Annotated in this window: 22 protein-coding genes and 1 tRNA gene; 17 read left to right on the forward strand and 6 right to left on the reverse strand. The window is 57.7% G+C overall.

From position 1 onward, the window contains the following. Positions 1-69: 69 nt before the first annotated feature. The 8 genes from CH92_RS05920 (at position 70) to CH92_RS05955 (ending at position 9668) form a co-directional block, all read left to right on the forward strand. Positions 70-1416, forward strand: a complete 1347-nt coding sequence (locus CH92_RS05920) for a UDP-glucose dehydrogenase family protein (RefSeq protein ID WP_025240859.1) — start codon at positions 70-72, stop codon at positions 1414-1416. A 14-nt stretch (positions 1417-1430) separates the two neighbouring features. Continuing rightward, on the forward strand, positions 1431-2837 hold the full coding sequence (locus tag CH92_RS05925) for a lipopolysaccharide biosynthesis protein (RefSeq protein WP_025240860.1): 1407 nt from the start codon (positions 1431-1433) through the stop codon (positions 2835-2837). A 1-nt stretch (position 2838) separates the two neighbouring features. After that, positions 2839-4068 carry a glycosyltransferase family 4 protein gene (locus tag CH92_RS05930; protein ID WP_025240861.1) on the forward strand — a complete coding sequence of 410 codons (1230 nt, stop codon included), beginning with the start codon at positions 2839-2841 and terminating at the stop codon, positions 4066-4068. Positions 4069-4236: 168 nt separating this feature from the next. Then, the gene (gmd, locus tag CH92_RS05935; protein WP_025240862.1) at positions 4237-5361 is read left to right on the forward strand and encodes a GDP-mannose 4,6-dehydratase; all 1125 of its coding nucleotides are present in this window, start codon (positions 4237-4239) and stop codon (positions 5359-5361) included. A 2-nt stretch (positions 5362-5363) separates the two neighbouring features. Beyond that, on the forward strand, positions 5364-6332 hold the full coding sequence (gene fcl, locus CH92_RS05940; protein WP_025240863.1) for a GDP-L-fucose synthase: 969 nt from the start codon (positions 5364-5366) through the stop codon (positions 6330-6332). A gap of 284 nt (positions 6333-6616) precedes the next feature. Next, the gene (locus tag CH92_RS05945) at positions 6617-7900 is read left to right on the forward strand and encodes a hypothetical protein (RefSeq protein ID WP_025240864.1); all 1284 of its coding nucleotides are present in this window, start codon (positions 6617-6619) and stop codon (positions 7898-7900) included. Continuing rightward, positions 7863-8627: a glycosyltransferase gene (locus CH92_RS05950; RefSeq protein ID WP_025240865.1), complete on the forward strand. Its 765-nt coding sequence runs from the start codon at positions 7863-7865 to the stop codon at positions 8625-8627. The genes CH92_RS05945 and CH92_RS05950 overlap by 38 nt, the downstream gene beginning before the upstream one ends. 60 nt (positions 8628-8687) lie before the next feature. After that, positions 8688-9668 (forward strand): phosphoribosyltransferase family protein, encoded by a 981-nt coding sequence (locus CH92_RS05955; protein WP_025240866.1) that lies wholly within the window; start codon positions 8688-8690, stop codon positions 9666-9668. A 50-nt stretch (positions 9669-9718) separates the two neighbouring features. On the opposite strand, the gene CH92_RS05960 is transcribed toward CH92_RS05955, so the two are convergent. Continuing rightward, on the reverse strand, positions 9719-10765 hold the full coding sequence (locus CH92_RS05960; RefSeq protein ID WP_025240867.1) for a glycoside hydrolase family 5 protein: 1047 nt from the start codon (positions 10763-10765) through the stop codon (positions 9719-9721). A gap of 160 nt (positions 10766-10925) precedes the next feature. On the opposite strand from CH92_RS05960, the gene CH92_RS05965 reads away from it, so the two are divergent. Further along, entirely contained in the window at positions 10926-11741 is an 816-nt protein-coding gene (locus CH92_RS05965) for a WecB/TagA/CpsF family glycosyltransferase (RefSeq protein ID WP_235206201.1), read from the forward strand. 51 nt (positions 11742-11792) lie between these two features. On the opposite strand, the gene CH92_RS05970 is transcribed toward CH92_RS05965, so the two are convergent. The 3 genes from CH92_RS05970 to CH92_RS05980 all read right to left on the reverse strand — a co-directional run bounded on the left by CH92_RS05970 (position 11793) and on the right by CH92_RS05980 (position 14237). Next, entirely contained in the window at positions 11793-13115 is a 1323-nt protein-coding gene (locus CH92_RS05970; RefSeq protein WP_235206202.1) for a lipopolysaccharide biosynthesis protein, read from the reverse strand. Positions 13116-13443: 328 nt separating this feature from the next. After that, entirely contained in the window at positions 13444-14025 is a 582-nt protein-coding gene (locus CH92_RS05975) for a DUF488 family protein (protein ID WP_025240870.1), read from the reverse strand. Then, positions 14022-14237: a DUF2945 domain-containing protein gene (locus CH92_RS05980; RefSeq protein ID WP_025240871.1), complete on the reverse strand. Its 216-nt coding sequence runs from the start codon at positions 14235-14237 to the stop codon at positions 14022-14024. The genes CH92_RS05975 and CH92_RS05980 overlap by 4 nt, the downstream gene beginning before the upstream one ends. A 517-nt stretch (positions 14238-14754) precedes the next feature. Here CH92_RS05980 and CH92_RS05985 point away from each other — a divergent pair. The 8 genes from CH92_RS05985 to CH92_RS06020 all read left to right on the forward strand — a co-directional run bounded on the left by CH92_RS05985 (position 14755) and on the right by CH92_RS06020 (position 22498). Next, complete coding sequence (locus CH92_RS05985; RefSeq protein ID WP_025240872.1) at positions 14755-16872, forward strand: glycoside hydrolase family 5 protein; 2118 nt, start codon at positions 14755-14757, stop codon at positions 16870-16872. Between the two features lie 451 nt (positions 16873-17323). Then, positions 17324-18172 (forward strand): hypothetical protein, encoded by an 849-nt coding sequence (locus CH92_RS05990; RefSeq protein ID WP_025240873.1) that lies wholly within the window; start codon positions 17324-17326, stop codon positions 18170-18172. Next, a complete protein-coding gene (locus CH92_RS05995; protein WP_025240874.1) occupies positions 18169-18618 on the forward strand; it encodes a phage holin family protein in 450 nt (149 codons plus the stop codon). The genes CH92_RS05990 and CH92_RS05995 overlap by 4 nt, the downstream gene beginning before the upstream one ends. Continuing rightward, the gene (locus CH92_RS06000; RefSeq protein ID WP_025240875.1) at positions 18615-19433 is read left to right on the forward strand and encodes a DUF3618 domain-containing protein; all 819 of its coding nucleotides are present in this window, start codon (positions 18615-18617) and stop codon (positions 19431-19433) included. Before CH92_RS05995 ends, CH92_RS06000 begins: the two co-directional genes overlap by 4 nt. A gap of 90 nt (positions 19434-19523) precedes the next feature. After that, positions 19524-19599 (forward strand) — tRNA-Thr (locus CH92_RS06005). Positions 19600-20355: 756 nt separating this feature from the next. Beyond that, complete coding sequence (locus CH92_RS06010; protein WP_025240876.1) at positions 20356-20652, forward strand: hypothetical protein; 297 nt, start codon at positions 20356-20358, stop codon at positions 20650-20652. Next, positions 20649-22175 (forward strand): PepSY-associated TM helix domain-containing protein, encoded by a 1527-nt coding sequence (locus CH92_RS06015; protein ID WP_025240877.1) that lies wholly within the window; start codon positions 20649-20651, stop codon positions 22173-22175. The genes CH92_RS06010 and CH92_RS06015 overlap by 4 nt, the downstream gene beginning before the upstream one ends. Continuing rightward, positions 22172-22498 carry a DUF3325 domain-containing protein gene (locus CH92_RS06020; RefSeq protein WP_038622861.1) on the forward strand — a complete coding sequence of 109 codons (327 nt, stop codon included), beginning with the start codon at positions 22172-22174 and terminating at the stop codon, positions 22496-22498. Before CH92_RS06015 ends, CH92_RS06020 begins: the two co-directional genes overlap by 4 nt. Before the next feature lie 200 nt (positions 22499-22698). On the opposite strand, the gene CH92_RS06025 is transcribed toward CH92_RS06020, so the two are convergent. After that, the gene (locus tag CH92_RS06025) at positions 22699-23940 is read right to left on the reverse strand and encodes a polysaccharide pyruvyl transferase family protein (RefSeq protein ID WP_025240879.1); all 1242 of its coding nucleotides are present in this window, start codon (positions 23938-23940) and stop codon (positions 22699-22701) included. Beyond that, positions 23937-25208 carry a lipopolysaccharide biosynthesis protein gene (locus CH92_RS06030; protein ID WP_025240880.1) on the reverse strand — a complete coding sequence of 424 codons (1272 nt, stop codon included), beginning with the start codon at positions 25206-25208 and terminating at the stop codon, positions 23937-23939. Before CH92_RS06030 ends, CH92_RS06025 begins: the two co-directional genes overlap by 4 nt. Positions 25209-25509 lie beyond the last annotated feature (301 nt).

Below are 25509 nucleotides of genomic sequence, written 5' to 3' on the forward strand. Positions count from 1 at the left end.
GCGCCATCGGCCCCCTGAAGGGTCGCGCCGAGGCACGCCTGTATCAATGACTGAATCGAGGATCCTGCTATGAACATCACCGTCGTTGGAAGCGGCTACGTGGGGCTGGTTACCGGCGCCTGTATCGCGGAGATGGGCAACACGGTCTACTGCGTCGACGTCGACAAGACCAAGATCGATAATCTCAAGCAGGGCATTCTGCCGATCTACGAGCCGGGCCTCGAAGAAATCGTCACCGAAAATCATGCGGCCGGGCGGCTGCACTTCACGACCTCGCTGGGCGAAGCCGTCGAGCAGTCGGAAGTCTTTTTCATCGCGGTGGGCACTCCGCCCGGCGAAGATGGCTCGGCGGATCTGCGCTACGTGCTTGAAGTTGCACGGCAGATTGGCGATACGCTGAACGCTCCGGCCATCGTGGTGAACAAGTCCACCGTGCCGGTAGGAACCGCGGATCTGGTCCGTGCAGCAGTAAGCGAACGCCTCGAGGCGCGCGGCGTCGAAGTCGAATTCTCGGTGGTATCCAACCCCGAATTCCTTAAAGAAGGCGCTGCGGTCAACGACTTCATGCACCCGGACCGGATCGTGATCGGTGCCGATAACGAACATGCCCGTCAGGTCATGAGCGCGCTCTATGCGCCTTTTATCCGTAATCGCCCGCGCACCATATTCATGGGCATCCGCGATGCGGAAATGACCAAATATGCCGCCAATGCGATGCTGGCAACCAAGATTTCATTCATGAACGAAATCGCGAGCCTTTGCGAGCGTCTCGACGTGGACGTCGAGAACGTGCGCCTGGGGATCGGTTCGGACGAGCGCATCGGCTATCACTTCATCTATGCAGGCTGCGGCTACGGCGGGTCGTGTTTCCCGAAGGACGTCAAGGCGCTGATCAATATCGCTCACCAGAACGACTTCGAGCCCGAGCTGCTGCGGGCCGTCGAGTCGCGCAACGACCAGCAGAAGCACTCGCTATTCAACAAGATTTCTACCCATTTCAATGGCGACCTGAGCGGTCGCACCTTCGCGGTCTGGGGCCTGGCATTCAAGCCCGGCACCGACGACATGCGCGAAGCGCCCAGCGTGGTGCTGATCAACAGCCTGATCAATGCCGGTGCCAAGGTGCGGGCTTTCGATCCGGTCGCCCGCGAGACCGCGCGCCGTGAGTTTCCGGAAAGCTGGTTCGCCGACGGCCGTTTACAAATCGTCGAAGGCCAGTACGAGGCTGCAATCGACGCCGACGCGCTGTGCCTGGTTACCGAATGGAAACCTTTCCGTCGCCCGGACTTCCGCGCCCTGAAGCGCCTGCTGAATACCCCGCTGATCATCGACGGCCGTAACCAGTACGACCGCGAACAGGTCAAGCGTGAAGGTTTCAGCTATTACGGCATCGGCCGTCAGCCGGTTCAGGCCTGAACGAGGGGCAGCGAGTGAGTGCCATCGATCAGTCCAGCGTTCGGCGCAGTCCTTCCCCCATTCGGGAAAGGCTGGTGGCGCTGTTGCACGCCAGCACGCGAAGCAAGTTGCTGCGCAACATCGTCACCGTGGTGAGCGGCACCGCCGGCGCGCAGGCGATCACGTTGGCGTTCATGCCGGTAATCACCCGCATCTACGGGCCGGAAGCGTACGGCGTCCTGGGCACCTTCCTCAGCGTGACCATGATGCTGATTCCGGTCGCGGCACTGACCTACCCGATCGCCATCGTGCTGCCCAAGCGTGATGGCGATGCCCGAGGGCTGGTGCGTCTGGCGTTGGCAATCGCACTGGCGTTGGCGACGGTGGTTGCCCTGGCGCTGCTGGTATTTGGAGATCGGCTAGCTGCAACGCTGGAGATTCAGATTATCCAGCCGTACTTGCTGCTCATCCCGTTTGTGATGTTTTGCGGTGCGGCGTTGGAGATCTGTCAGCAATGGCTGTTCCGCACCCAGCGTTTCCGCATCACCGCGAGCGTGGCGGTGGGGCACTCGTTGCTGTTCAATTCGATGCGCACGCTTGCTGGCCTTGTGCAGTCTTCGGCATTGGTATTGGTCTGTACCACCGCGCTGCAACAGGCCTTGCACGCAGCGATGCTGGCGCTGGCAATGCTGCGTGCAAGGCCCCATCAGGACAATCACACGGACGAAACCGCGCAGGACCACCCGGGCATGCTCGAGCTGGCTCGCCGGCACGGTGATTTTCCCAAGTTTCGCGCGCCGGTGATGCTGATCAACGCTGTCTCGCAGCACCTGCCAACGCTGGTGCTGGCGGCTTATTTCGGCCCGGCCGCGGCCGGTTTCTTCGCCCTGTGCAAGCAAGCGTTGACCATGCCGACCAACTTGATCGGCAAGTCGGTGGCCGACGTTTACTACCCGCGCATCAGCCGCGCAATCCATGACCGGGAGCCGGTCACGGCGATGTTGCTGAAGGCGACCAGCGCGCTGGGACTGGTGGGACTGGTGCCATTTTCGCTGGTGGCTGTGCTCGGCCCCTGGATGTTTGCGCTGGTGTTCGGTGAGCAATGGCACGTCGCGGGCGAGTATGCACGCTGGCTGGCGCTGGCCGAATACGTGATCTTCGTCTCGCGCCCCTGTGTGGTGGCGGTGCCGGCGTTGTCGCTGCAAGGCCGTTTCCTCCTGTTCGAGATGTTCAGTACCAGCCTGCGAGTGCTTTCGCTGTTCGTCGGTGCACTGCTGATCGGCAACGCGCTGGCCACCGTCCAGGCCTTCGCCGTCGCCAGCATCGTCATTTATTCGTCGCTGATGGTGATCGTGCTGATCGCCTCGCGCCGGTGGTACGCGGCTCAGCAACATAGGGCCCGGCAACCGGAAGCCCAGCATCCGCAAGAGAGTTTCGATTGATATGAAGGTTTTACATTTGGTCGCTGGCGAACTGACCGGAGGTGCTGCTCGCGGCGCGTACTGGCTGCATCAGGGGCTGCGTTCACTGGGTGTCGACTCCCTCGTCTACACCAATAGCCAGGTCACTCATGGCGACACCTCGGTGGTGTCGGTCAGTCGCAGCAAGAAAGACAAGATCATCAGCATCGCCAGAAGCCAGGCCGACCAAGCGTTCGCCAGTTTTTATAGCGGGCGCCAGTCGGGGATGTTCAGTGCCGGGGTGATGGGCGCCGACTTCACCGACAGCACCGAGTGCCGCGAGGCCGACGTGGTGCATCTGCACTGGATCAATGGCGGTTTCGTCGACATGAAGCACCTGGCCAAGCTGCGCAAGCCGGTGGTCTGGACCATGCGCGACATGTGGCCGATGACGGGCGGTTGTCATTACGCCATGGGCTGCGAGAAGTTCGCCACCGGTTGCGGCAGCTGCGATCAGCTCGGTAGCTCCTCCGATCGCGATCTGTCGCGCTTCGTGATCAACCGCAAGCGCAAGTACCTGCCCAAGTCGATGAAGATGATCGGCATCAGCGACTGGGTGTCCGAGCAGGCCAGGCAGAGCCTGCTGTTCCGCGACTTCGACGTACGCACCATTCACAACAATGTCGATGCCAGCGAGTTCTTTCCGCTGGACAAGCCGCTGGCCCGGCAACTGCTGGGGTTGAATACCGAGAAGAAGATCATCCTTACCGGTTGTACCAGCGCCAAGGACACCTACAAGGGCTTCGGCAAATACCTCGAGATGCTCAAGCACCTCGACCCGGCCAAGTACCACCTGTGCTTTTTCGGCAAGCTGGATCAGTCCATCGCCGACAGCTTGGGTTTCGACTACACCTCGTTTGGCTATCTGCACGACAGCATTTCGCTGCGATTGCTGTATTCGGCGGCGGATGTCTTCATCGCACCGAGCTTGATGGAGGCGTTTGGCAAGACGCTGGCCGAAGCCATGGGTTGCGGCACGCCCGTGGTGTGCTTCGATGCCACCGGCCCGAAGGACATCGTGACTCACTTGCACGACGGCTATAAGGCTGCGCCTTTCGAATCCCGTGGCCTCGCCGAGGGCGTCGAGTGGGTCACCGGCGAGGCCGATTATCCACAGCTCGCGGCCAATGCGAGAGAAAAGATCATCAGCACCTTTGACAGTCCGGTCATCGCTCGGCAGTACCAGGCGCTGTACGAGGAAATGCTCGCATGAGCAGTCCGTCCGTCCGAGGCGGGCAGGGCAGTAACGCTTCGTTAACTTCAGCTGCCAACAATCAATCTAAAGCTATCCGGCGGGGCGGGGCGCTTGGTCGCGCCTGCCATGGCCGCCTTGCATCGCACACCACTCCTCTTGTCATCTGGAACCTACAGGTACTCTGAAATGGAAAAGAAACGCGCGCTGATCACCGGAATTACGGGCCAGGACGGTTCCTACCTCGCCGAGTTTCTGCTGGAGAAGGGCTACGAGGTTCATGGCATCAAACGCCGCGCCTCGCTGTTCAATACTCAGCGGGTCGATCACATCTATCAGGATCCGCACGTCGAGCATCAGAACCTGATTCTGCATTACGGCGACCTGACCGACTCGTCCAACCTGACCCGTATCATCCAGGAAGTGCAGCCTGACGAGGTCTACAACCTGGGGGCGCAATCGCACGTCGCGGTCAGCTTCGAGTCGCCTGAATACACGGCTGATGTCGACGGTATGGGCGCGTTGCGCATCCTCGAGGCCATTCGTTTATTGGGGCTGGAAAAGAAAACCCGTTTCTATCAGGCCTCGACTTCCGAGCTCTACGGCTTGGTGCAGGAAATTCCGCAGAAGGAAACCACGCCGTTCTATCCGCGTTCGCCTTATGCAGTGGCCAAGCTCTACGCCTATTGGATCACGGTCAACTACCGCGAAGCCTACGGTATGTATGCCTGCAATGGCATTCTGTTCAATCACGAGTCGCCGCGCCGCGGCGAGACCTTCGTGACCCGCAAGATCACCCGTGGCCTGGCGAACATCGCTCAGGGCCTCGAGAAATGCCTGCACATGGGCAACCTCGATGCATTGCGCGACTGGGGACACGCCAAGGATTACGTGCGCATGCAGTGGATGATGCTGCAGCAGGAAAAAGCCGAAGACTTCGTCATCGCGACCGGTGTTCAGTACTCAGTTCGCGAGTTCATCAAATGGTCCGCCGCCGAACTTGGTGTCGAATTGCGCTTCGAAGGCAGCGGAGTCGATGAACGTGCAATCGTTGCCGGCGTCGAAGGCGACAAGGCGCCAGCGCTCAATGTCGGTGACGTCATCGTCCGCATCGATCCCCGCTACTTCCGCCCGGCGGAAGTGGAAACTCTGCTCGGCGATCCGAGCAATGCCAAGAACAAGCTGGGCTGGACGCCTGAAATCAGTGTGCAGGAAATGTGCGCCGAGATGGTCCGTGAAGACCTCAAAGTTGCCCAGCGCCACGCCCTGCTCAAAGAGCACGGCTTCGACATTCCAGTGACATTGGAGAACTGAATATGAATCGTGACGCACGTATTTTCGTTGCGGGACATCGCGGCATGGTGGGCTCCGCGATCGTCCGTCGCCTGCAAGCGCTGGGATACCGCAACCTCATCACGCGTGGGCGTGAGGAGTTGGATCTGGTCGATCAGGCGGCAGTGAACGCATTCTTTGCAGAAAATAAGGTGGATCAGGTCTATATGGCGTCGGCCAAGGTAGGGGGCATCCACGCCAACAACACCTATCCGGCCGAGTTCATCTACCAGAACCTCATGGTCGAAGCGAACATCATCCACGCGGCGCACTGCAACGACGTCAACAAGCTGCTGTTCCTTGGCTCCTCGTGCATCTACCCGAAGTTCGCCGAGCAGCCGATGAAGGAAGAGGCGCTGGTCACCGGTGTGCTCGAGCCGACCAACGAGCCGTACGCCGTAGCCAAGATTGCCGGCATCAAGCTGTGCGAGAGCTACAACCGGCAGTACGGTCGCGATTACCGCAGCGTCATGCCAACCAACCTCTATGGCCCCAACGATAACTTCCACCCGGAAAACAGCCATGTGGTGCCGGCGCTGCTCAAGCGCTTCCACGAAGCGACCCAACGCGGCGACGACGAAGTGGTCATTTGGGGCAGCGGTAAGCCGCAGCGTGAATTCCTTCATGTCGACGACATGGCCGCGGCCTGCGTGCACGTGATGGAGCTGGATGATGAGACCTACCAGTCCCACACCCAGCCGATGCTGTCTCACATCAACGTCGGAACCGGGGTCGACTGCAGCATTCGTGAATTGGCTGAAACCATTGCGCGGGTCACCGAGTTCCAAGGCCAGCTGACGTTTGACAGCAGCAAGCCGGACGGCACGCCGCGCAAGTTGATGGACGTTTCTCGCCTCAAAGCCCTTGGCTGGCAATCCAGCATCAGTCTGGAAGATGGGCTGCGCGATGCCTATCGCTGGTTCGTCGAAAACCAGCATCTGGCTCGACACTGAAAGATCGGGCCACGGCCCGCGGTACGCGCAAAATGGAGTGGCGCGATAAGAGACGGCGGTGCCGATCAGGTGATCGATGTTAGGCGCCGGGACAGGTAAGGCGATTGCGCCGGACGAGCAACGCGACGCATTCGACTGAGCAGCAGCGGACTTTTTTGCCGCTGTTGTTGTCCATCCATGGCACATGATTCCTAGCCGTGGTGAACCGTCTCTAAAAGTCGCCAAACCAGGCCGGCTCGGTTCTTTGCTCGCCACGTCTTGTCTGGAAAAATGGGGAAAGCCGCTTGTTAAGGAAAGTTCTGGCGTACAAGAATCTGCTGTTCATGCTGCTGTTGCTGAACTCCACCTGCTTCTTCCTGACGGATGATAAGCGGGCGGGAATTCCGTACTTTCAGGAGGTGTTCCTGCTGCTGGTCCTGGCAGCGACGGCCTGTCTGTTCGTGGCGTGGAAGTGGGTCTACCAATCCAAGACCAGCCTGTGGATCATTTTCATGGGCTGCCTGCTGCCGGTCATATCCGCAGTGCTCGCCAATCTGAACTTCGGCCAGCCCCTGGCGTATGGCTTGCTGGAAGAGCGTCGCTTTTTTCAATATCTGGTGTTCTTCCCGACCCTGTTCCTGTTGATCAAGGCGTCTCCAACCCAGGAAGAAGTGGCAAAGTACTTTCTCTACGTCGCCCTGTTCTGCGCCACGCTGGGCTTTGCCTACTATCTGGGGATTATTCCGCAGAACAAGGTGGCTTCCTTTACCGTCGACGACTGGACTCAATACGAGGACCTGTTGCGGCCGAATCGCTTCCGTATCGGAGCGCCCGTGGTCACGATTTCGGCCTTCATGCTGATGTATAGCATGAAGGATCGGGTCACTATCGGCAGGCTGTTGATTCTTCTCTACTTCGTGGCCTATCTGTGGCTGGTCATGCAGACCAGGCAGACCATGGTGGTCTGGGCCGTGGCGGGTATGTGGATATTCCGCAAGCGTATCGATTCGCTGATGAAGATGGGCGTGCTCGGCGTGGCGATCTTGGTGGTGTCATATCTGTTGGTCCCTGAGTTCTATCATGAGCAATACGCGCGATTCGATGCGTTGCTCTTCGAGGCCACTGCGGGTCCAGGCGTGCGGGAAAAAACCGTCTCGATCATTCTCGATGCCATCAGCGCCAACAACTATTTCGGCATGGGTGCGTTGTCTCTGCAATGGCAGGGCGGGTTTTCGCGAATTTATAACTCGCACTTCTACCTCGCCGACGTCGGGATATTCGGCGTCTACTATCGGTATGGATTCCTGGCCCCTATAGCCGCTTTGATCTTCTATGGCGGCTTCATCTGGATAATGCGCCAATGCTCGAATAAAGGCAGTCTTCTGGCCGCGCTACAACTGTCTTTCGTGGTCAGCATGCTGAATATTGCACTCTCCAATGCACTGACATTTTCTGGCGATGTTTATGGAATGGCGGCGGCGTTCTTCCTTTATTACGCCAAGCTGCAAACAGCAGATACTCCTCTTACGGCAAATCTCGAACAGGTGAATTATGGTCAGTTTCAGTATCGTAACTATAAACTGGAATAATCTGGATGGCCTGAAGGAAACCTATCGGAGCCTGACTAGCCAGACCTACCGAAACTTTCGTTGGATCGTTATCGACGGTGCTTCAAAAGACGGCAGCGGCGAATGGCTGAGGAGTCTGGATGACGATCAGGCGGAAATAACCATAGAGCCGGACAAAGGTATTTACGATGCGATGAACAAGGGGCGCCTGCGTGCAGTCGAGACGTCCGGCTATACGCTGTTCCTCAATAGTGGTGACTCGCTTGCCGATCCGGCGGTGCTCGAGCGTATCAATGGCGAGTTGTCGAATACGACGACCATACCCAAGTTCGCCTATGGTGATTTCTATCGCAAGGACGCTGGCGGCGATTTGAAGCTCATCAGTGCACGGCCCATTGAGCGCGCGCCACTGGGTCTTCCGGCTAGTCATCAGACCATGTATTTCGAAAATGAGCGGCTGCGTCAATTCGAATTCAGGCTCGATTACAAATTGTCTGCGGACTACTGCCTGTTGCTTGAATTTCTGCAAGGGCTGGATCTTCAGCGTGAGGTTCTGCAACTGTCATTTCCGTTATGTATCTTCGATACCACCGGCGTTTCGCATAAACGACGCTTTGAGGCGATCCGTGAAGATATGGATATCAGAACCCGCTTTCTGAATTTTTCCAAACCCAACGCCTTGGCACTCTATGCGCTGCATTACGTGCATACACATACCAAACAACTGCGTGCGTCATTGGGGCGTTGAAGGAGTAGACAGGTTTCCCATCAAGGAAATGGACTAGAACAGGGCATAGGAGAGTGTTCGATGAATTACCGAAGCCTGAATGACCTATCGCGGCTCAGCACTGAGTGTGCCGGCAAGATTCCAAACGATATCGATCTGGTGGTTGGCATCCCCCGAAGCGGGATGCTGGTAGCCAGCGTCATCGCGCTGAAGCAGAACCTGCCACTGACGGATCTCTATTCGTTTCTGCGCAACGACGACCTGAAGAAAGGCAATACCCGCACCTACAAACACGCCGAACTGATCAAACCCAGGGATGCGAAAAAGATTCTGTTGGTCGATGACAGCATTTCCTCGGCCAAATCGATGCGAGCCGCGGATGAGCAGGTCCGCGCGGTCTACGACGGGCATGTGGTGACCATGGCGGTATTTGCCGAACGGCAGAATCGACATCATGTGGATGTGTACCTGGAGCTCGTCGAGCAGCCTCGCGTGTTCGAATGGAACGTCATGCATCACCCGTTTCTGGCGCAGGCTTGCCTGGATATCGACGGTGTGCTCTGTGTCGACCCGACCATCGAGGAAAACGATGACGGGCCGAATTATCGGGGCTTCCTTAGTGGCACGCGCCCGTTGTTCATTCCTTCGGTCAAGGTGGCGCATCTGGTAACCAGCCGCCTGGAAAAGTATCGCGCCGAAACGGAGGAGTGGCTGCAGCGTAATGGCGTGCAGTACGGCACCCTGCATATGCTCGATCTGCCCACCGCTGAAGAGCGCCGGCGATTGAATATCCATCACAGGTTCAAGGCGGAGGTTTATGCCAAACAACCTTTGACGCGGCTGTTCGTCGAGAGCGAAGTCAGACAGGCCGTCGAGATCATGAAGCTCAGTGGCAAGCCGGTGTACTGCATCGAGACCAATGAAATGTACGTGCCAGGCCAGGTCTATAACCTCAAGGCAAATGCTTTGCGCAAAAGCCACAGCCTGAAGGCGAAGGTGGTCGGCAAGGCTAGATCTATTCTGGGCAAATGGGTACCGGTCGCATCCTCGTCGAAGAGCTGATGCGCCCGTTTCGGCCGCACTTGATGCGGCCAAAACCGTGCAGTTGCTCCTCAGTGGTTGGGCCCGATGCGGCTGCAGTTTCCTTGACCGACGTACTTGCTGAGCACTTCCCATTGTGGACGGTCCTGGCCGTCCTTCGGCTCGACGGACAGCTTGTACTTGCCCCAGGACGAACCTGCCGCCCAGTACGTCATCGGAATGCAATGTTGCTGCAGGTAAGCCAGCAAGTTATCCATCGCTTCCAGTAGGCGAGGGTCATCGGAAGGAATACCAAATTCACCGATATGGCCTTGTTTGTCATGCTTGATCAGCCAATCGATAAAAGGTTTGACGCGTTTGACGCCGAGCATGGTGTCGAAGTCTTTCTCCAGCGGCTCCTTGTATTGTCCGCTACCGTGCTTATCAAGATATAGATGGGCGGAAAATATCAACTTGTCGGAGGGGTCTTTCAGTTGCAACAGCGGATCATTGAATTTCGGCCAGCGGAAACTGCTCGACCAGAAGTTGCCCTCGATGAACAAGGGCCGCTTCTTGTCATGTTTTCTGATGGCGTCGATACCGGCTTGGGCTGCGACCGGCCAGTATTCATCGGCGCCGTGTGGCTCGTTCATGATGTCGTAGGCATAAAGTCCCGGATGATCCTTCCAACGCGTGGCGATGCGTTCCAGCAGATCCTCATAAGCCGATATCGGTACAGCTTCAGTTCCAATGATCTGTTTCCGATAACGGGCATAATTGTGGATGTCGAGGATAACGCCCATGTCGTTATCGGCAGCCTGCTGCAATGTCTGTTCGATCAGCTGTGCATAGTCTTCGTCAAGTTCTCCGTTCAACTCATGCTGCAGGCGTTCCCACATAATAGGGAAACGAATGGTCATGATGCCCTTGGCCTTCCACTTCGAAAGGTAGCCGGGAGCGGGGAAGAAATAATTTGTTTTATATTTACCGGGTATGACATTGCCAGAAAACGCGGCGCCGCCAATATTCATTCCGATCAAATCGATATTTTCTGCCTCGCTAGCGGCACTCCCGACCACAAGCGCGAGTCCGAGGAGTATTCCTTTTGATCGTTTCGAAGCGCTACGTGTCCTTAACATCTGACTACCTCTTTTTACCCTTAGGGAAGATTCCGCGGGAGCGGCTGCTTCGTTTGTCCGGCAGAGCCAGGCATTGTTCAGTTTTTTTCCAGACGAATCCTCCGTCCTGTGTGCACGCCCATCAGGTGGCCGCAGTGAGCCTTAACGACTTTCATTTGATTTGCAGACAGAGAAGCTATTTATGAAAAATCCCCTCACCAAAAGGATGGATCCTTTGATAGGGAAGCTAAAACTACTGGATGAAACTGATACGGGTCCTTTTATCTCCGAGTTGAGGAAGCGTGAATCGCCGACCATTCTCGGATTCCTCAATCAACACGGTTACAACATCGCCCAGCGCCATTCTTCGGTCCTGAAAAGCTTTCTCCAGGTGAACTACCTGCTGCGCGACGGTATTGGAATCAAGATCGCATGCTTGTTCAACGGGCTTGATCCGAAGGCCAATCTCAATGGGTCCGACTTCATTCCGGAATTGATTGAAGATCTGGTAGGTGAGTTCGAAGATCGCTACGAGCTGTTCGCCATGGGGACGTGTGAGCCTTGGCTGAGCGATGGTGCACGCAAACTCTTCGGGGATCGTCGGTTCCATGCGATCGACGGGTTCAAGCGGTCCGAGGAGTACCTGGAGTTCTATCGGCAGCATCATGTGCCCGGGCGCTTTCCGATCATCGTGTTGGCGATGGGCATGCCCAAACAGGAGCATGTGGCCCTGCATCTGCAAAAGGCGATGGATACCCGTGCATTGCTGATCTGTGGCGGCGCGATCCTGGACTTTTCGGCGCAGCGCTTTCCGCGTGCCCCGTTGCTTTTTCGCCGGCTCGGGCTGGAGTGGGCGTTCCGCATGCTCATCGAGCCCCGTCGCTTGTTCAAGCGCTACGCCGTGGGTATCCCAATGTTCTTCTATTATCTGTCGCGCAACGCCTTCTCGAGCACACGGCGTGTCGGTGGCTGGAGTGAACTCAAGCGCGAACCTTGAGTTGGCGTATCGCCGCGATGGAATATCCGCTGATGGGCCAGGGTGGGGCCGTCAGCTATCCGCGCCGTGGCTCGGAATGACTTTCAGGGTCAACAGCAGGCTGAACAGGTAATGTGCCGAAAGCGTTAGGGCGTAAAGCATGATCACCGTGGTGATTGGCAGATCGAGGAAATGCGCTGCCGCGAAACAGGCCGCCGTCAGTCCTGCGCGTTGCAGATTCAACGCCAGCAGAAGGCGTTGCCCCTCGTAAATCGCCAGCAGGTGAGACACCGGTGCATGCATGAACTGAAACATCAGATAGATCGCTAGCATCGAAGCCAATTCGCCCGCGAGCACCCACTCCTCTCCAAACGCAATGGAAAATAAATCTCTGCCAAAGGCCAACAGCATCAGGGTGGGGACGAGTGACAGCGCCAGTAATCTTTTGATTACCGAATAAGTAATTGCGCGAATTTTTGCCGGATGTTTGCGGCCGATCGAGGCAATTTCGGCATAGTAGGCTTTACTCGTCGTGTGCCCTAACAGATTCATTGGCAAAGCCAGCGTCATCAGCGCCAGCCCCAGCTGCCCGGTGGTTTTGGGATCGTAGAGCGATGCAGTCAGCAGCAGGGGTGCCTGACTGGACAGGAGCAGCAACAATTGGGAGGGCAGGCGATAGCTTGGAAAACCTTTATAGCGGTGCACCATGAACCGGATCCGGCTCAGTGTGACGTGGCGCCAATAGCGTTTCGCGTCCACCTGAAACCTCTGCATTAGGGTCACCGTCCCCGCGCCAGCGCCCAGCACCTGGCCAGCCAAAAGCCCGAGCGAAGCCATTCCCATGCCACCCAGCGCAACTTTAGCGATGGAGCCGACAGCGCTCTGCTGCAACTGCGTACGCGCAATAGCAGGGTAGGCGCGCCGGCGCACCGCCCAGATCAGCAGCAGCTCATATAGTCCGGCGCTTGGTAGGGCAATCGCCAGTAGCCAGCGGTAGGGTATGAGCGCCTCCATTGAGGCCATCGTCAACAGTATGGGACCGGCCAGCCAGAGCACGCAGCTTAGCGTCAGAGAGGTCGCGACGATCAGGATCGCTGACAGCGCCATTAGATTCATGGCGGTGCCGTCTCTGCCAGGCAGCGGCACGGCTACCTCATAGCGCAGCGTCATCAATGGAGTAAGGATTAACAGCAGGGCGGTAAAAATCGAAAGAACACCAAAATGCTCAGGGCTATAGATTCGAGTAAGAATCGGAATGGCTGCGAGACCGACAACCCTGGCCAGGCCATTGCCTACCGCAAGCGTCGCCATGCCTTTGAACACATTGGCTGAGGACCCGCCCGTTAATCGTTGCCTGGCTGCGACGAGCTTCTCGGGTAGGTCTAAGCTTGGCACTGAACGTTTCTCCCTGTGAGCTGTTTGCTTGAACAAGCACGCTCTGCCGTTATCCCCTGCGGATGCGTCATCGTATGGGCTGGATCATGGGCAACCCCCTATGCCTGATGAACAATCAGTCCGTTATATGAAGCGTTAGTGGCAGAAAAGTTTCTAAACGCAACAGCTCTACCATCACGCCATCACGCCATCACGCCATCACGCCCCCGCTTCACCTGGCTTTTATAGCCACCATCTCTTGCCTAGGGTCCGGCGTCATTGAGCGAAGCTCATCTGTTGCCGACGCGGTCTTGATCGCCGATTCCCTTTCCTCTCTACAGCCGGTGTGTCAGCTATCTCTGATAGCGGTTGGCTTGGCTAACTTCAGCGGCTCCCCCACGCCTTCCTCGTAGGTCAATTCGCCGTCGATCAATCTTGCGGGCGACGTGTAGGGGTGCTCAGTCATTCGCTGCTCGTCCTGAATGTGCAAGACCTCAATACCTCTCAACTTCAATACGTCTGAAACCATGGAGCGGTGGCACCGCCACCAAAGGACTTCTGCGCACATCATTGCAGTTGGCTGGTCAGCTGCCAGACATAAAAGCCGGTGCAGGCCGCCGGCAAATTCGCGGGACTTCACATGCTCCGCATAGCCTCGGAAGGAAGCGTTGCGCCATGCGCTCGTACTTGGGCCGGTTGGCGGTCGGCGACGTCCACCGAGTTCTTCTATCCACTCATAGCCAATCCCATGTTCAGCAAGCGCTGCCTTCAAGTTCGCTGACATGAACTGAGGCAAGCGCCTCGATCCTGGGAAGCGCCGAACATCGGCAATCGCGCCGATACCGTATTGCTGTAGCAGGTCTATGAATGCCGCGGCAGTACGGGTGGAGTGGCCGATCGTCCAGATCTGCTGTGGCAGCGGTGCATTCACTGAATCTTGCCCAGTGCGCTGCCCTTGTGCATCGCGGTGTGTTCGGTTTTGTCGCTCCGGATTTCATATTGAGGCTCGTCCGGAGTGGCTCTTCGCGTGCGTCCTTTGTACTCGGTGTCCTGGGTAATGACTTTGATGATGCGGCCCGTCACATAGCCAACCTCAGAATTCCACGGGACGTGATTACCAATCTCGAATGTGTGCTGATTCATAGGCTGCTCCGCTTGCTGACCTGCGGCATTTCGGGAAATAACGAAGCCGAAAATCCTATCGCTTGCTTATAAGTCGACCAAAAAAGCGCGAAAGCCGCTGTGACCGTTCGTCGGGTTGATTTATAGGAAAGAGCAAACCTGCCGAGGCATTGATTCAAAAAACTGACGCCCGAATAGATCCTGCCGAAACGGTTTAAAGCCTCTCACGCCCTATTAGCCGCGATAGCAAAAAGCCATGTACTAATAGCGGATTAATAGCCGGTCAAAAATGTGGCGGTACATTGGCGATCTAAGTCCGTCAAAAAAATTTTGTGTATTTTTAAAAACCTATTATAAAGCCGCCACGCAACGGATTGCCGGGTTCCCCACCAAGGTAATCCGGCGTCCTTGCCAAGCGGTTCGTCCGGTTGCGCCTAGTGAGACATCAACCCAGTAAGCGCCTGTACGACTTAATTAACCTCCCGCCACTTTTTTAAAGGCTTCGGCCTTTTGAAGTATTAAGTTCCGGAGAGACTGAATGTCTATCAATGTATTTACTGGTGCCCCTAAAGCACTTGTTCGTTCCATCGCTCTCGCCGCAGTATTCAGTGCTGTTGCTTTTAGCGGAGAAGCGACTGCTGCCATCACAGTAAGCGCGGCATCGACGACTGCCTTTACATCGTCTATTAACAAATTCACCAGCAATGATTTTCTGAACGGTGTGTGGCGTCGGACCGCGGCTCTTTCGGTCCCGGCTAGCTCCGCCGCAATCGCAGCGTTCAAGCCCGGCGTACAAATCAAGTTCGCTGATGGCCAAGTTCGCAAGATCACCAAGGTCTACGTAGTTGGAAAAAATCTCAGCGTTTATGTAGACGGCGGTCTGCTCGACGGCAGTAAAGTGGGTGCTCCACGCACTATCAGTACGGTAGTTGCGTCGACTAATGCTCCGGCCACAGCGACCCCGGCGCCGTCTGTACCCAGCAGCACGCTCGCTGCCACCGTGAACAATTTCAGCAACTCGGATTGGGACAAAGGCATCTACCGCAAGTCGCCTGGGTTCTCTATTCCTGACAACGCGGCCAACAAGGCAGCTTTCGTTAAGGGTGCTTCGGTGAAGCTGGCCGACGGTCAGGTACGCAAGATCACTGCAATTTACGACTCGGGTGCCAACCTGTCGGTCATGATGGCCGGCTCTGCTCTTTCTGGAAGCAGCGTTGGGTATCCAAAGACTGTCAGCGTGGCGTCCGGCAGCACTGTAACTACGCCACCGGCTACCGTTACGCCTACCCCTACGCCGACACCGGCGGCACCCAGCACGGCATACACAGCCGGACTGAACAGCTTCACTAACTCTGACTGGGAGAACGGTGTCTACCGTAAGGCGGCCGGTTTCTCCGTCCCCGACACCTCGGCCAACAAGGCTGCGTTCGTTGCCGGTGCATCGGTAAAACTGGCCGATGGCCAGGTTCGCAAGGTAGCGGCTGTCTATGACGTAGGCGCACACCTCTCGGTCATGCTGAGCGGCAGCGCTCTGTCGGCTAGCGCCGTCGGTTATCCGAAGACCATCAGCGTTGTCTCCGGTACCACCACCACGACGCCTTCCACCGCCACGCCAGCGCCGACTCCGGTACCAACACCGGCTCCAGCGCCTACTCCGGCCCCCACGACTCCGGTGGTCAGTGATGGCAGTGGTATCGATCTTGTGGGCGTGAACTTTGGTTCGGGCGTATTTGATCCGGGCACTGTCCCAGGCATCTACAACAAGGGTTACACCTACGCCGACGAGTCTTACTACAAGCGGCACGCCGGCCTCGGCTTCAAGCTGGTACGTCTGGGCTTCCTCTGGGAGCGCATCCAGCCCAAGCTGGGTACCGAGCTGGACGCAGCGGAACTGGGGCGCATCAAGCAGTCGCTGGATTACGCTCAGAAGTACGGCATCAAGGTCATCCTTGATATGCACAACTACTACCGCTACTACGGCAAGGTAATCAACTCGCCTGAGGTACCGCGTGCTCAGTTTGCCGAGACGTGGCGCAAGATCGCCGTACAAGTCTCCAAGCACCCGGCCCTGTATGGCTATGGTCTGATGAACGAGCCGTACAACACCGGTAACAACCTCTGGCCGCAGACTGCGCAGGCAGCCGGACAGGCAATCCGTAAGGTCGACCCGACCAAGTGGATCATGATTGCTGGCGACCGTTACTCCAGCGCGTTCCATTGGCAGAAGTACAACACCCAGTTGATCAACGATCCGTGGATGCGCGATCCGAAGAACAACCTGGTCTATGAAGCGCATCAGTATCTGGATAGCGATTACTCGGGTACCTACCGTAATCGTGCAGAAACCTTCGCCCCGAACCTGGGCGTCGAGCGAGTCAAACCGTGGGTCGAGTGGCTGAAGAAGAACAAGCTGCGTGGTTACATTGGTGAGCATGGCATTCCGGACTTCTCTCCGTCTGCCGTAGTCGCTACTGACAAGCTGCTGGCTTACCTTGCTGAGAACTGCATCCCGAGCACCTACTGGGCAGCCGGTCCTCGCTGGGGTGAGAACATCATGGCACTGGACGTTTCAAGCGGTAAGCACCGTCCGCAACTGGCACCGCTGCAGAAGCATGCCTCTGCGAAGAAAACCTGCTCCACCATTGGTCCGCTGTAACGGCGACCGCTATAAAAGAAACGGGCCCTCGGGCCCGTTTTTTTTGCGTTCGAATATTGCCAATACATTTTCTGGCAATGCTGCTCGTCGGCTGCAGTTTCGTTTGCTGCTAGTTTCAACCGATAAGTTCGGCTAATTGTCTTTTCATTATCGGCAGATAGTCCGTTTCGCTTGTTGCTTATACCGTTTCGCTTAAGCTCAATCACGACGCGGGTTTTAGTAGAGTTGAAGGCAACTTGCCATTAGCTAAACATCTTGATCGCCAGGGCTGCAGCTGTTTGCTCTTAACCAGGGCGCGCTATTGGAGGCGCGCCAAAATAATGGAACTCGAAAATAGCGCCCCGGTCACCTTATATGTGCGCACCGAAATTACGCAGTTCGCGGTTCACCACTGCTGCTGTGTAGCAACGGACCGTGGTCTTCCGGCCAAGCCATATAAAAGGTGAATCAAATGACTACACCCGACGAAGAAATCACTGGTTACGGTGGCCTACCCAAGACCGGCCCCGACACCGCCTCTGCGACATCCACTTCCACTACTGGCCAGTCAACCCCAAGCACGTCGACCGGCCACATGACCGAAGATGCCAAAGCCAAGGCCAGGCAAGCCGCCGACGAGGTAAAGACCCAAGGCAAAAGCCAGCTCGAAGGCTATCGCGAAACTGCCGCCGACGAACTGGAGAAAGTTGCTCAGAGCGCCAAGGCTGCCGCCGAGGAACTGGAGGGGCAGGATCGTCTAGGTCTGTCCAACTATGTTTCCACCATGGCGCAAAGCATGGTCAAGCTCTCCGAGGATCTGCGCGGTAAAAGCGTGGACGAGCTGTTTCAGGACGTGAATCAGTTGGCGCGGAACAATCCGGGCCTGTTCATCGCTGGCAGCGTCGCGCTGGGATTCGGGTTGACCCGTTTCGCCCGCGCATCGAGCAAACGAGCCACACAGGGCGATTACGGCCATCATGACGGCTCCACCTCTTTCTCCTCATCGAATAGTCAATACGGTTCCTCCCGCGATGGGTATCGCTCCGATCAGGATGAGCTCAACGACCGGCTGAACACCGGCGAACCCGGATCCATCGGTAGCGTCAGCAATGCCGGCGTTTCGTCCGCAACCAGTACCTCGCGCTCCACAACGTCTACTACCGGAACGGGAACGGGAGCAGGTGCCGGAATCGGAACCGGTGCAGTTACCGGAACCGGAACCGGAACCGGTAGCAATGGGTTGGGCTCCACATCGGGGACTGGCCTCGGTTCCACTTCCAGCCGCGACGGCAAAGGTACTGACGGAGGGCTTTTCCCATGAGTGAAGCACATAAGACAACGACCACCACAACTACCGGGCATACGCCAGAAGCAGGCCTGCGTGCCGAAAACGATAGCTCTGTAGGCGGTCTGCTGCGCCAACTGACCCATGAAGTGCCGTCGCTGATTACCAAGGAACTGGCCCTAGCAAAAGCCGAGCTGAGCGAGTCCATCCGTGCCACCAAGGCCGGCGCGGCGAGCGTTGCGACCGGAGGAGCCGTCCTGCTCGGTGGTTTCATTGTCCTGTTAATGTCCGCCGTCTATGGCCTGAGCAAGGTCATGGAACCCTGGCTCTCCGCGCTAATTGTCGGCGGTGTGGTGGTGGTGATCGGTTTGATCATGGTGTCCGCTGGCAAGAAGAAGTTCGAGGCGTCCTCGTTCAAACCCGAGCGCACCATTCACTCGGTCAACAAGGATAAAGAAGCCGTTAAGGGGCATACATCATGAGCACACGTGACCAGATAGATGCTGAAGCGCAGAAGGATCCCGCAGAGCTGGAGCGCGAAATAGACCAGCAGCGGGCCGAAATTGGCAACATCGTGCATGCGCTGGAAAACAAGCTGTCCCCAGGTGAACTCATCGACACCGCGCTAGGCTACGTAAAGGGCGGTGGAGGCGAGTTCTTCGCCAATTTGAGCAATACGGTCAAGGCTAACCCGGTACCGACGGTGCTGACGTCCGTCGGCTTGCTCTGGATGATGGCAGGGCAGAACCGCCAGCCGCATTCGAACGTAACTACGAACAGTTATGGCGCTGGATCGACTGGCCCTTCGATGAGCGAAAAGCTTTCCGCCAAGACTGCGGGCCTTAAAGAGCAGGGCGCCGGAATAAAGGATAAAGCCAGCCAGATGACCCATAGTGTCTCCGAGTCGCTCGGCAATGCTCGGGCTCGAGCCAGCGATTCCAAACGCCATGCATCAGAACGGTTGCGGGGCGGTGCCGACCGGGCTCGCGGCGGCTTCAACCAGCTGCTTCAGGAGCAACCTTTGGCGCTCGGCGCCATCGGTATTGCGTTGGGTGCGTTGCTCGCTGCGTCGGTTCCGCCAACGCGGCGTGAAGATGAAGCGCTGGGTGAAATGAGCGACCGCATGACCGACAAGCTTCGCCACAAGGCCGAGGAGGGGTACCAGAAAGTATCTGCCAAAGGCGAAGAGGTTGCGGAGCAGGTCAAACAGAGCGCCAACAACGGCGAAGCCAATCGCTCACCCTCCAGTACGGCCAGTACAGCGAATTCGACCGGCTCCACCTCCGCCGGTTTATGACGCTCCGTGATACCGCATAGCGAATGCGGTACTTTCACCGGTGTGGGCCTTGAGTCCACACCGGCGAAATCCGATAATGCGCCGCTTCATGCCGGTGTAGCTCAGTAGGTAGAGCAGCGCATTCGTAATGCGAAGGTCGGGGGTTCGACTCCTCTTACCGGCACCAATAAAATCAAGGCTCACGTTTATGTGGGCCTTTTTTCATTCTGGCGTGGGTGTGCGCCTGGCTAACACCAAAGGTGCTGACATCAGTTTGGTCGCTCAGCAACTGAAGACCTCTATAGCCCGGCGGAGCCCAAGGCGTTTTTGCTGTCATCATCATGGCACGACTGGCACTGTAGATGGCTGTCCGAAGCTCCTCAGGGTCGCTCAGCTGATATTTGATCCGATCAGCCGCCCAGCTTTTCACGCATGGGAGTAGTCGCCGGCAACTGGGGACTGTGAGCCAGCGCGGGGGTTTTCTCTTAAGCTTCCTGACCGGCCTGTTGGTCGCAAATAACGGTGACGGGGTCTGCGCTGAGTAAACCAGCAGAGAACGTTTTCGTCGGGAGCCTGCATACTCGGAAAGGTGGGTTGAACCGGACGTGTAAGCGGCTACTCCTGTGCGGAAAAGATCCCAAGCGGAGCTAATCGCTAAGAAACGGCATTCAGCCCAACGAGCATGAGATATTTATCTTTTAGATAAGAATACTTATCAATACAATAGAGGTTCTCGTTAATAAGCAAGGTTGGGCTCCACGAATGTCATTGTCGCTTCGCCCCTGCTTTCGTTGCGGCCGATGATTCTGGGCGTGCCGGCCCGCACTATGCCTGTCACCCGGCGACTGTATTACCGGCAAATCGCCGCATGGTTGTGGCGACCGCGAGTTGCAGCTTTGATGGCCGCTGAGTCGCATCGGCCTGCTACGGAGGAACATTCAAGGTGAGCCGCAACCTATCCATGAGCCGCTGGAACATTGCATCGCGCGTACTTGCCGCGCTGGTCGGAGGCTACGCTTTGGCGTACGCCGTAACCGCTTTTCTGTCGGTCTACCTGCCGCTAACGCGTCCTGATCGTGTGGTTTTTTCCAGCCTGGCCAGCTTCGCGGTCTGGACCTCGGTTGCCATCTACGTATTCGCCGCACGCAGCGCCACTCGCGTATGGCTGTTGCTCATCGGCTTGACTGCGGTACTGAGCCTAGCTGCATTTTTTTCCGGTGACTGGAGGACGCGTCCATGAAGCTGCGCCAGAGCATGGCAGGATTACACACCTGGGGCGGGCTGCTGCCGAGCTGGTTGCTCTTCGTAATTATCTTCGCCGGTACGGTGGCCTGCTTCGACAAGGAGTTAACCCGTTGGATGCGCCCCGCACTGCATGACGATGTAGTGTCGAGCCTGGGCGCAGACGACGTGCGTGGTTGGCTGCAGCGCAACGTAAGCGAGGAGTTGCATGCGTTCTGGATGCACGGCCCAACCGAGCGAGAGCCCTACTGGAGACTCGGTTGGGAAGTGGACGGCACCGAGACCTTCCACAACGTTGCCTTCGATCCGCGCAGCGCGCAGGCCGAACCTATGCAGGAAACCGTCGGCGGGGAATTCTTCTTCAAGCTGCACTACAACCTGCATGCCGGTGACATCGGCATGTACATCGTTGGCCTGGCCGGCATGTTCATGCTTGTCGCGTTGGTATCAGGCGTGATCGTCCATCGGCGCATCTTCAAGGACTTCTTCACCCTGCGGCCCAAGGCCAACGGGCAGCGGGCCTGGCTCGATGCGCACAACCTGTTTGGCGTGGTCGGCTTTCCTTTCCATCTGGTGCTGGCTTACACCGGCGTGGCGATATTTGTGGCGTCCTACATGCCGGCCGCTGCTCAGGTGAATTACGCCGGTAATGTAATGGAGTATTTCGGCGAGGTGATGGGCAGCTACCATCGCGACGAACTTCATCAGCCGGCCGCAGCACCCAGGTCGCTCGATGCGCTGATCGCCGAGTCGCGCCGGCAGTGGGACGGTGCCGAAGTGGGTTGGGTCAGCGTCCACCATCCCGGTGACGCCTCGGCTGTGGTGGATGTGCGTCGCCTGGATGGCTCGCGTATCGGCTCGCCGCAGGACACGCTCACTTACGACGCCGCCAGCGGCGAGCTGCTCAATCGTCAGGACGCCTCCACGGGTTACCGCGCGTATGTCTGGCTGGCTGGGCTGCACATGGCGCAGTTCGGCGGCACTCTGGTGCGTCTGCTGTATCTGCTGATGGGGCTTTGCGGCTGCGCCATGCTGATCGGCGGTCTGCAAGTCTGGCTGGCCAAGCGCGAACAGCGCGGCGACAGCAGCCTCGTCTGGGTGCGAGCACTCAACGCCTCGGTCTTCGTAGGCCTTCCGCTGGCCAGTCTGGCTTTGCTGTGGGGCAATCGGCTGATCCCTGCAACCCTCACCGAACGCGGCGTTGCCGAAGGCTGGGTGTTCGTCTGTGCCTGGATACTGATTACGCTCTGGTCTGTGTTGCGGCGCCGGCACAGCCGACGTTTGCTGCGCGATCAATTGTTGCTTGGTGCCGTGCTGGCCCTCGGACTGCCCCTGCTTAATGGCATGACAACGGAGGGTCACCTGGTCGCAACCCTGGCGCGTGCCGACTGGGCGCTGGCATCGGTGGACCTGTTCCTGATCGTTGCGGGTCTGATCTGTGCCGCCTGCGCGTGGCGCTTTAACGCTGCTTCGAAACCGACTGCGGTTCGGGAGCAAGCCAATCGGGCCCAGGAGGCATGAGCGTGTTGTTATTAGCTTTCGCGCTGGCCTATTCGGCCATGATGCTGTTGTGCCTGGCCATGCCGCGTCACCGAGGACTTTTGCTTCCCAATACTCGTTTGCCAAGCACGCCGGTCATACAGTGTCTGGCGGTGGGCTGCTTCGGCTTTGCCTTATGGCTCTGCGTCTATGGCCAGGGCGGTGAGGTCGGTACGATCGTCTGGCTCTGCCTGGTGATGTTATCCGGCGTGTCGCTGGGGCTGCTGCTGGCCTGGCGCTCGCGCTGGGTATTGCCGTTGGCATCGCTGCTTGTGGTTTGCGGAGGCGCTCAAGGGTTGCTCTAGCTTTCGCTGGTGCGCTGCCGTCCTTCCGATAGAGACCAGTGCACCAGATCTCTCCCGAGCCTGAATGGCTCGCCTGCGACACTTCGGGCCGCAACGGGGCAAGTATCTCGCCAGTTTCACCAAGTTGCCTCGGGCGCTCTTTCATCAACGAAAGGGCCCGCATTGCTGCGGGCCCTTTATTCGCCTTTAACATTGCCGACTCAGTTCGCTGCAATCGCGGCTTGCTCAGCGACCTGGCTTGGATGTGTCTCGCTTTCGGCCTGGGCCTGGTCGTAGAGCGCGACCATGTGATCGAGGTTGGCGCGCACGCGGCTTTTCATAGCTTCGACCACGGCGCTTAGTTCGGCTCGTTGGCTTTCGCCGAACGAATTGATCAGGTTGGTGCCGATCTGACTGATCTGGGGGACCTCTGCGAACCCGCACGACTGCTTGGGTACCCAGGTTTCGAGGAAGCTCGACAGTTTGACCACTCGCTGCGGAAGCAATGCGATCTGCGGAACAGCATAGGCTAAGGCGGTAATGGCGCCATGCAAGCTGGTGCCGCAATACAGCTTGCTGGTAGCGATGCAGTGGATAATGTCTTCGATCTTGCCGCTGTCGACGCGGTAGGAGCGCTCATCGCCAAGCAGACTATGCAGCTTGTCCAATGGGCCGTCGTCGGAATGGCCGGGCGCCTTGCCGATGGTCAGCAGCGCGATCTTCAGGCCAGTGTTGACGTTGAGTTCGGTCAGTTGCTGAGCGATCGCCTCGATGCGACGCTTGGCGTGATGGTCGGAAATGTGAAACACGATATGGCCGGGTTCGGCTGGGTCGATCTGCTGCGGGAAGATATCGGAAATTAGAATGGCGCTGTCCGGTACCAGATTGTGTTCGACGCCCAATTTATCCAGCTCGGCGGACGTTTCGCGGTCGCGAACCGATATATAGGTGCAGTCCTTGAGATTGCGCTTAATCGCCTCGTGGATCAGCGGCTTTTTGCGGCTGATCTCGTTACCGCCCACGCTGTTGTACATCACTTTGTAGCCCGGCAGATCGCGCTCGCCTAGGACCAGCGGAATGTCCGATGGGATTGAGGTGAACATCCGACTCAGGCGAATGAATGCCTTGTGGCCGATCAGGTAGGGGCTAGCCTTGATCGGGTAGTAAATCGCCTGTGGCGCGAGATAGCCGATGATGCTTTCCCATTGCGCCGTCAGACATTCGCCGCCAGCGACGATGAGCATGGTCTTGGGCTGCCGGCGCGTGGCCTCCAGGGCTTTTTTCAGCGGGACGGTCGGCAGTGCGCCATAGCTGGACAGGTCCGACTTCTTGGTTGCCGCGACCAGCACGTTGAAGCGACCGTCGGCCTCCAGGTAGCGCTTGAGGACGATTGCAAAGAGCAGGTCGCCATAGTTGTGCCGGTCATAGGCTCCGTAAGCGATTACGTTAACCCGGTCAGTCATGGCGTCGGACTCCTTTCGATTTGTTTGAACTGCAGGTAGAGCAGGGCGTTTTTCAGTGTCAGCGCCACGGCCGTGGCGAAACAGGCGCCATTGACGCCATAGCGCGGAATTAGGATGAGGTTGAGCGCGAGGTTGATCACGCAGGCCGCTATGTTGTTGTGCAGGTAGCGGCGATGATTGCCGGTCATGGTCATGAATATGCCCAGTGGCCCGGCGGCCAGTACAAAGAAATAGCCGATGGCCAGGACCAGCAGGGGATAGACGCCCTGTTCACGGTATTCGGCGCCAAATACGGCGAGGATGTACTCGCGCAGCAGGCCGATGGCGAGCAGGATCATCAGAGCCAGTGCCAGCATGAAGCGCGAGTATTTCCTGACCATGGCGAACGCACCCGCACGGTCGTGTCGGGCCCAACGTCTGGAAATGTCCGGGCCGATGGTGCCGTTGATGATGAACAACAGGGTGGTCGAAAGGGCGGCGATCTTTGCGGCGATGTAATAGATGCTGACTTCACCAGCCGAGCGCAGCACACCGAGCAGCAGCGTATCGGAGAGCTCGATGACGCTGTTCATCACAGCGATGAGCATCAGCGGAACGCAGAGAATGAGCATGTCTCGCCAGCCGAGCGCGCGCTCTGACGTTGAAGCAGGCAGGCTGGCGTTAGCGCGCCATATCGAACCGAAGATTGCCAGGCCGTAGCTGATGGCAAAGCAGCCCACCACGGTGGTCAGGTCGTTGCCGCTGACCGATACCAGCAGCAATGTCAGTGCCGGCTGGAATGCGGTCTGCCAGAACAATCCCTCGCTGGTTTTATGCTTGGCTTTCAATGTCTCGCTGGCGATGCTCAGCAGTGACAGGCCGAGGGCGGTGACGGCGAAGAGCACCGCGGCATGAGCGAAATACGCTTGGGTGGTTTTGGAGAAATACACCACGACCAGGCCGATCAGGAATGCCGGTACGTTCATCAACGCGGCGAGACCCAGTGCGCGGTGGAAATAGCGGCGCTGCTGGCCATCGCTCAATGAGGAAATATTCTTCAGGCACGCAATGTCCAGCCCTAGCCGGGCCACCAGCGACAGGAAGATGCCCAGTGCGACGCAGAAAAACACCGTACCGGCCAGATCAGGGACGAGCAGCCGCGCCAGCAAAATATTCAGGCCGAGGGTCGCGCCAGCTCCGCTGCCTTTGGTGATGATTAGCCTGGCGTATTTAAGAAGATCGGCTTTCATTCCTGGTTGTGGGGCGTCCGTTGCATATGCCGATTTCATTCAATGCTCCTGCGGTCGCAATAACGACTAAAGCCATGTCTAACGTATCCGAATGGCAATGCCGGGGCGAGCCGAGGGTCGGGACAGGACACTCCAGCTGCACCGATCGTTGCGCTGCGCGGTTGCGCCTGCAGTCAGCGATAGGCCGAACTGGAGACTCCATCAAGAGCGTCGCCACGGCTGAAAGTTCCTTGGCCGATGCCGCCGCTGGCTTCAATCCTCTTCGCCGCGCCGAGAAATAATGGGCCGCGCATGCTCCTGTACGTGCTGGCCGAACCGCCTGCCACCGCTGGCCGACGAC

The organism is Stutzerimonas stutzeri (genome assembly GCF_000590475.1).
GTDB lineage: Bacteria > Pseudomonadota > Gammaproteobacteria > Pseudomonadales > Pseudomonadaceae > Stutzerimonas > Stutzerimonas stutzeri_D.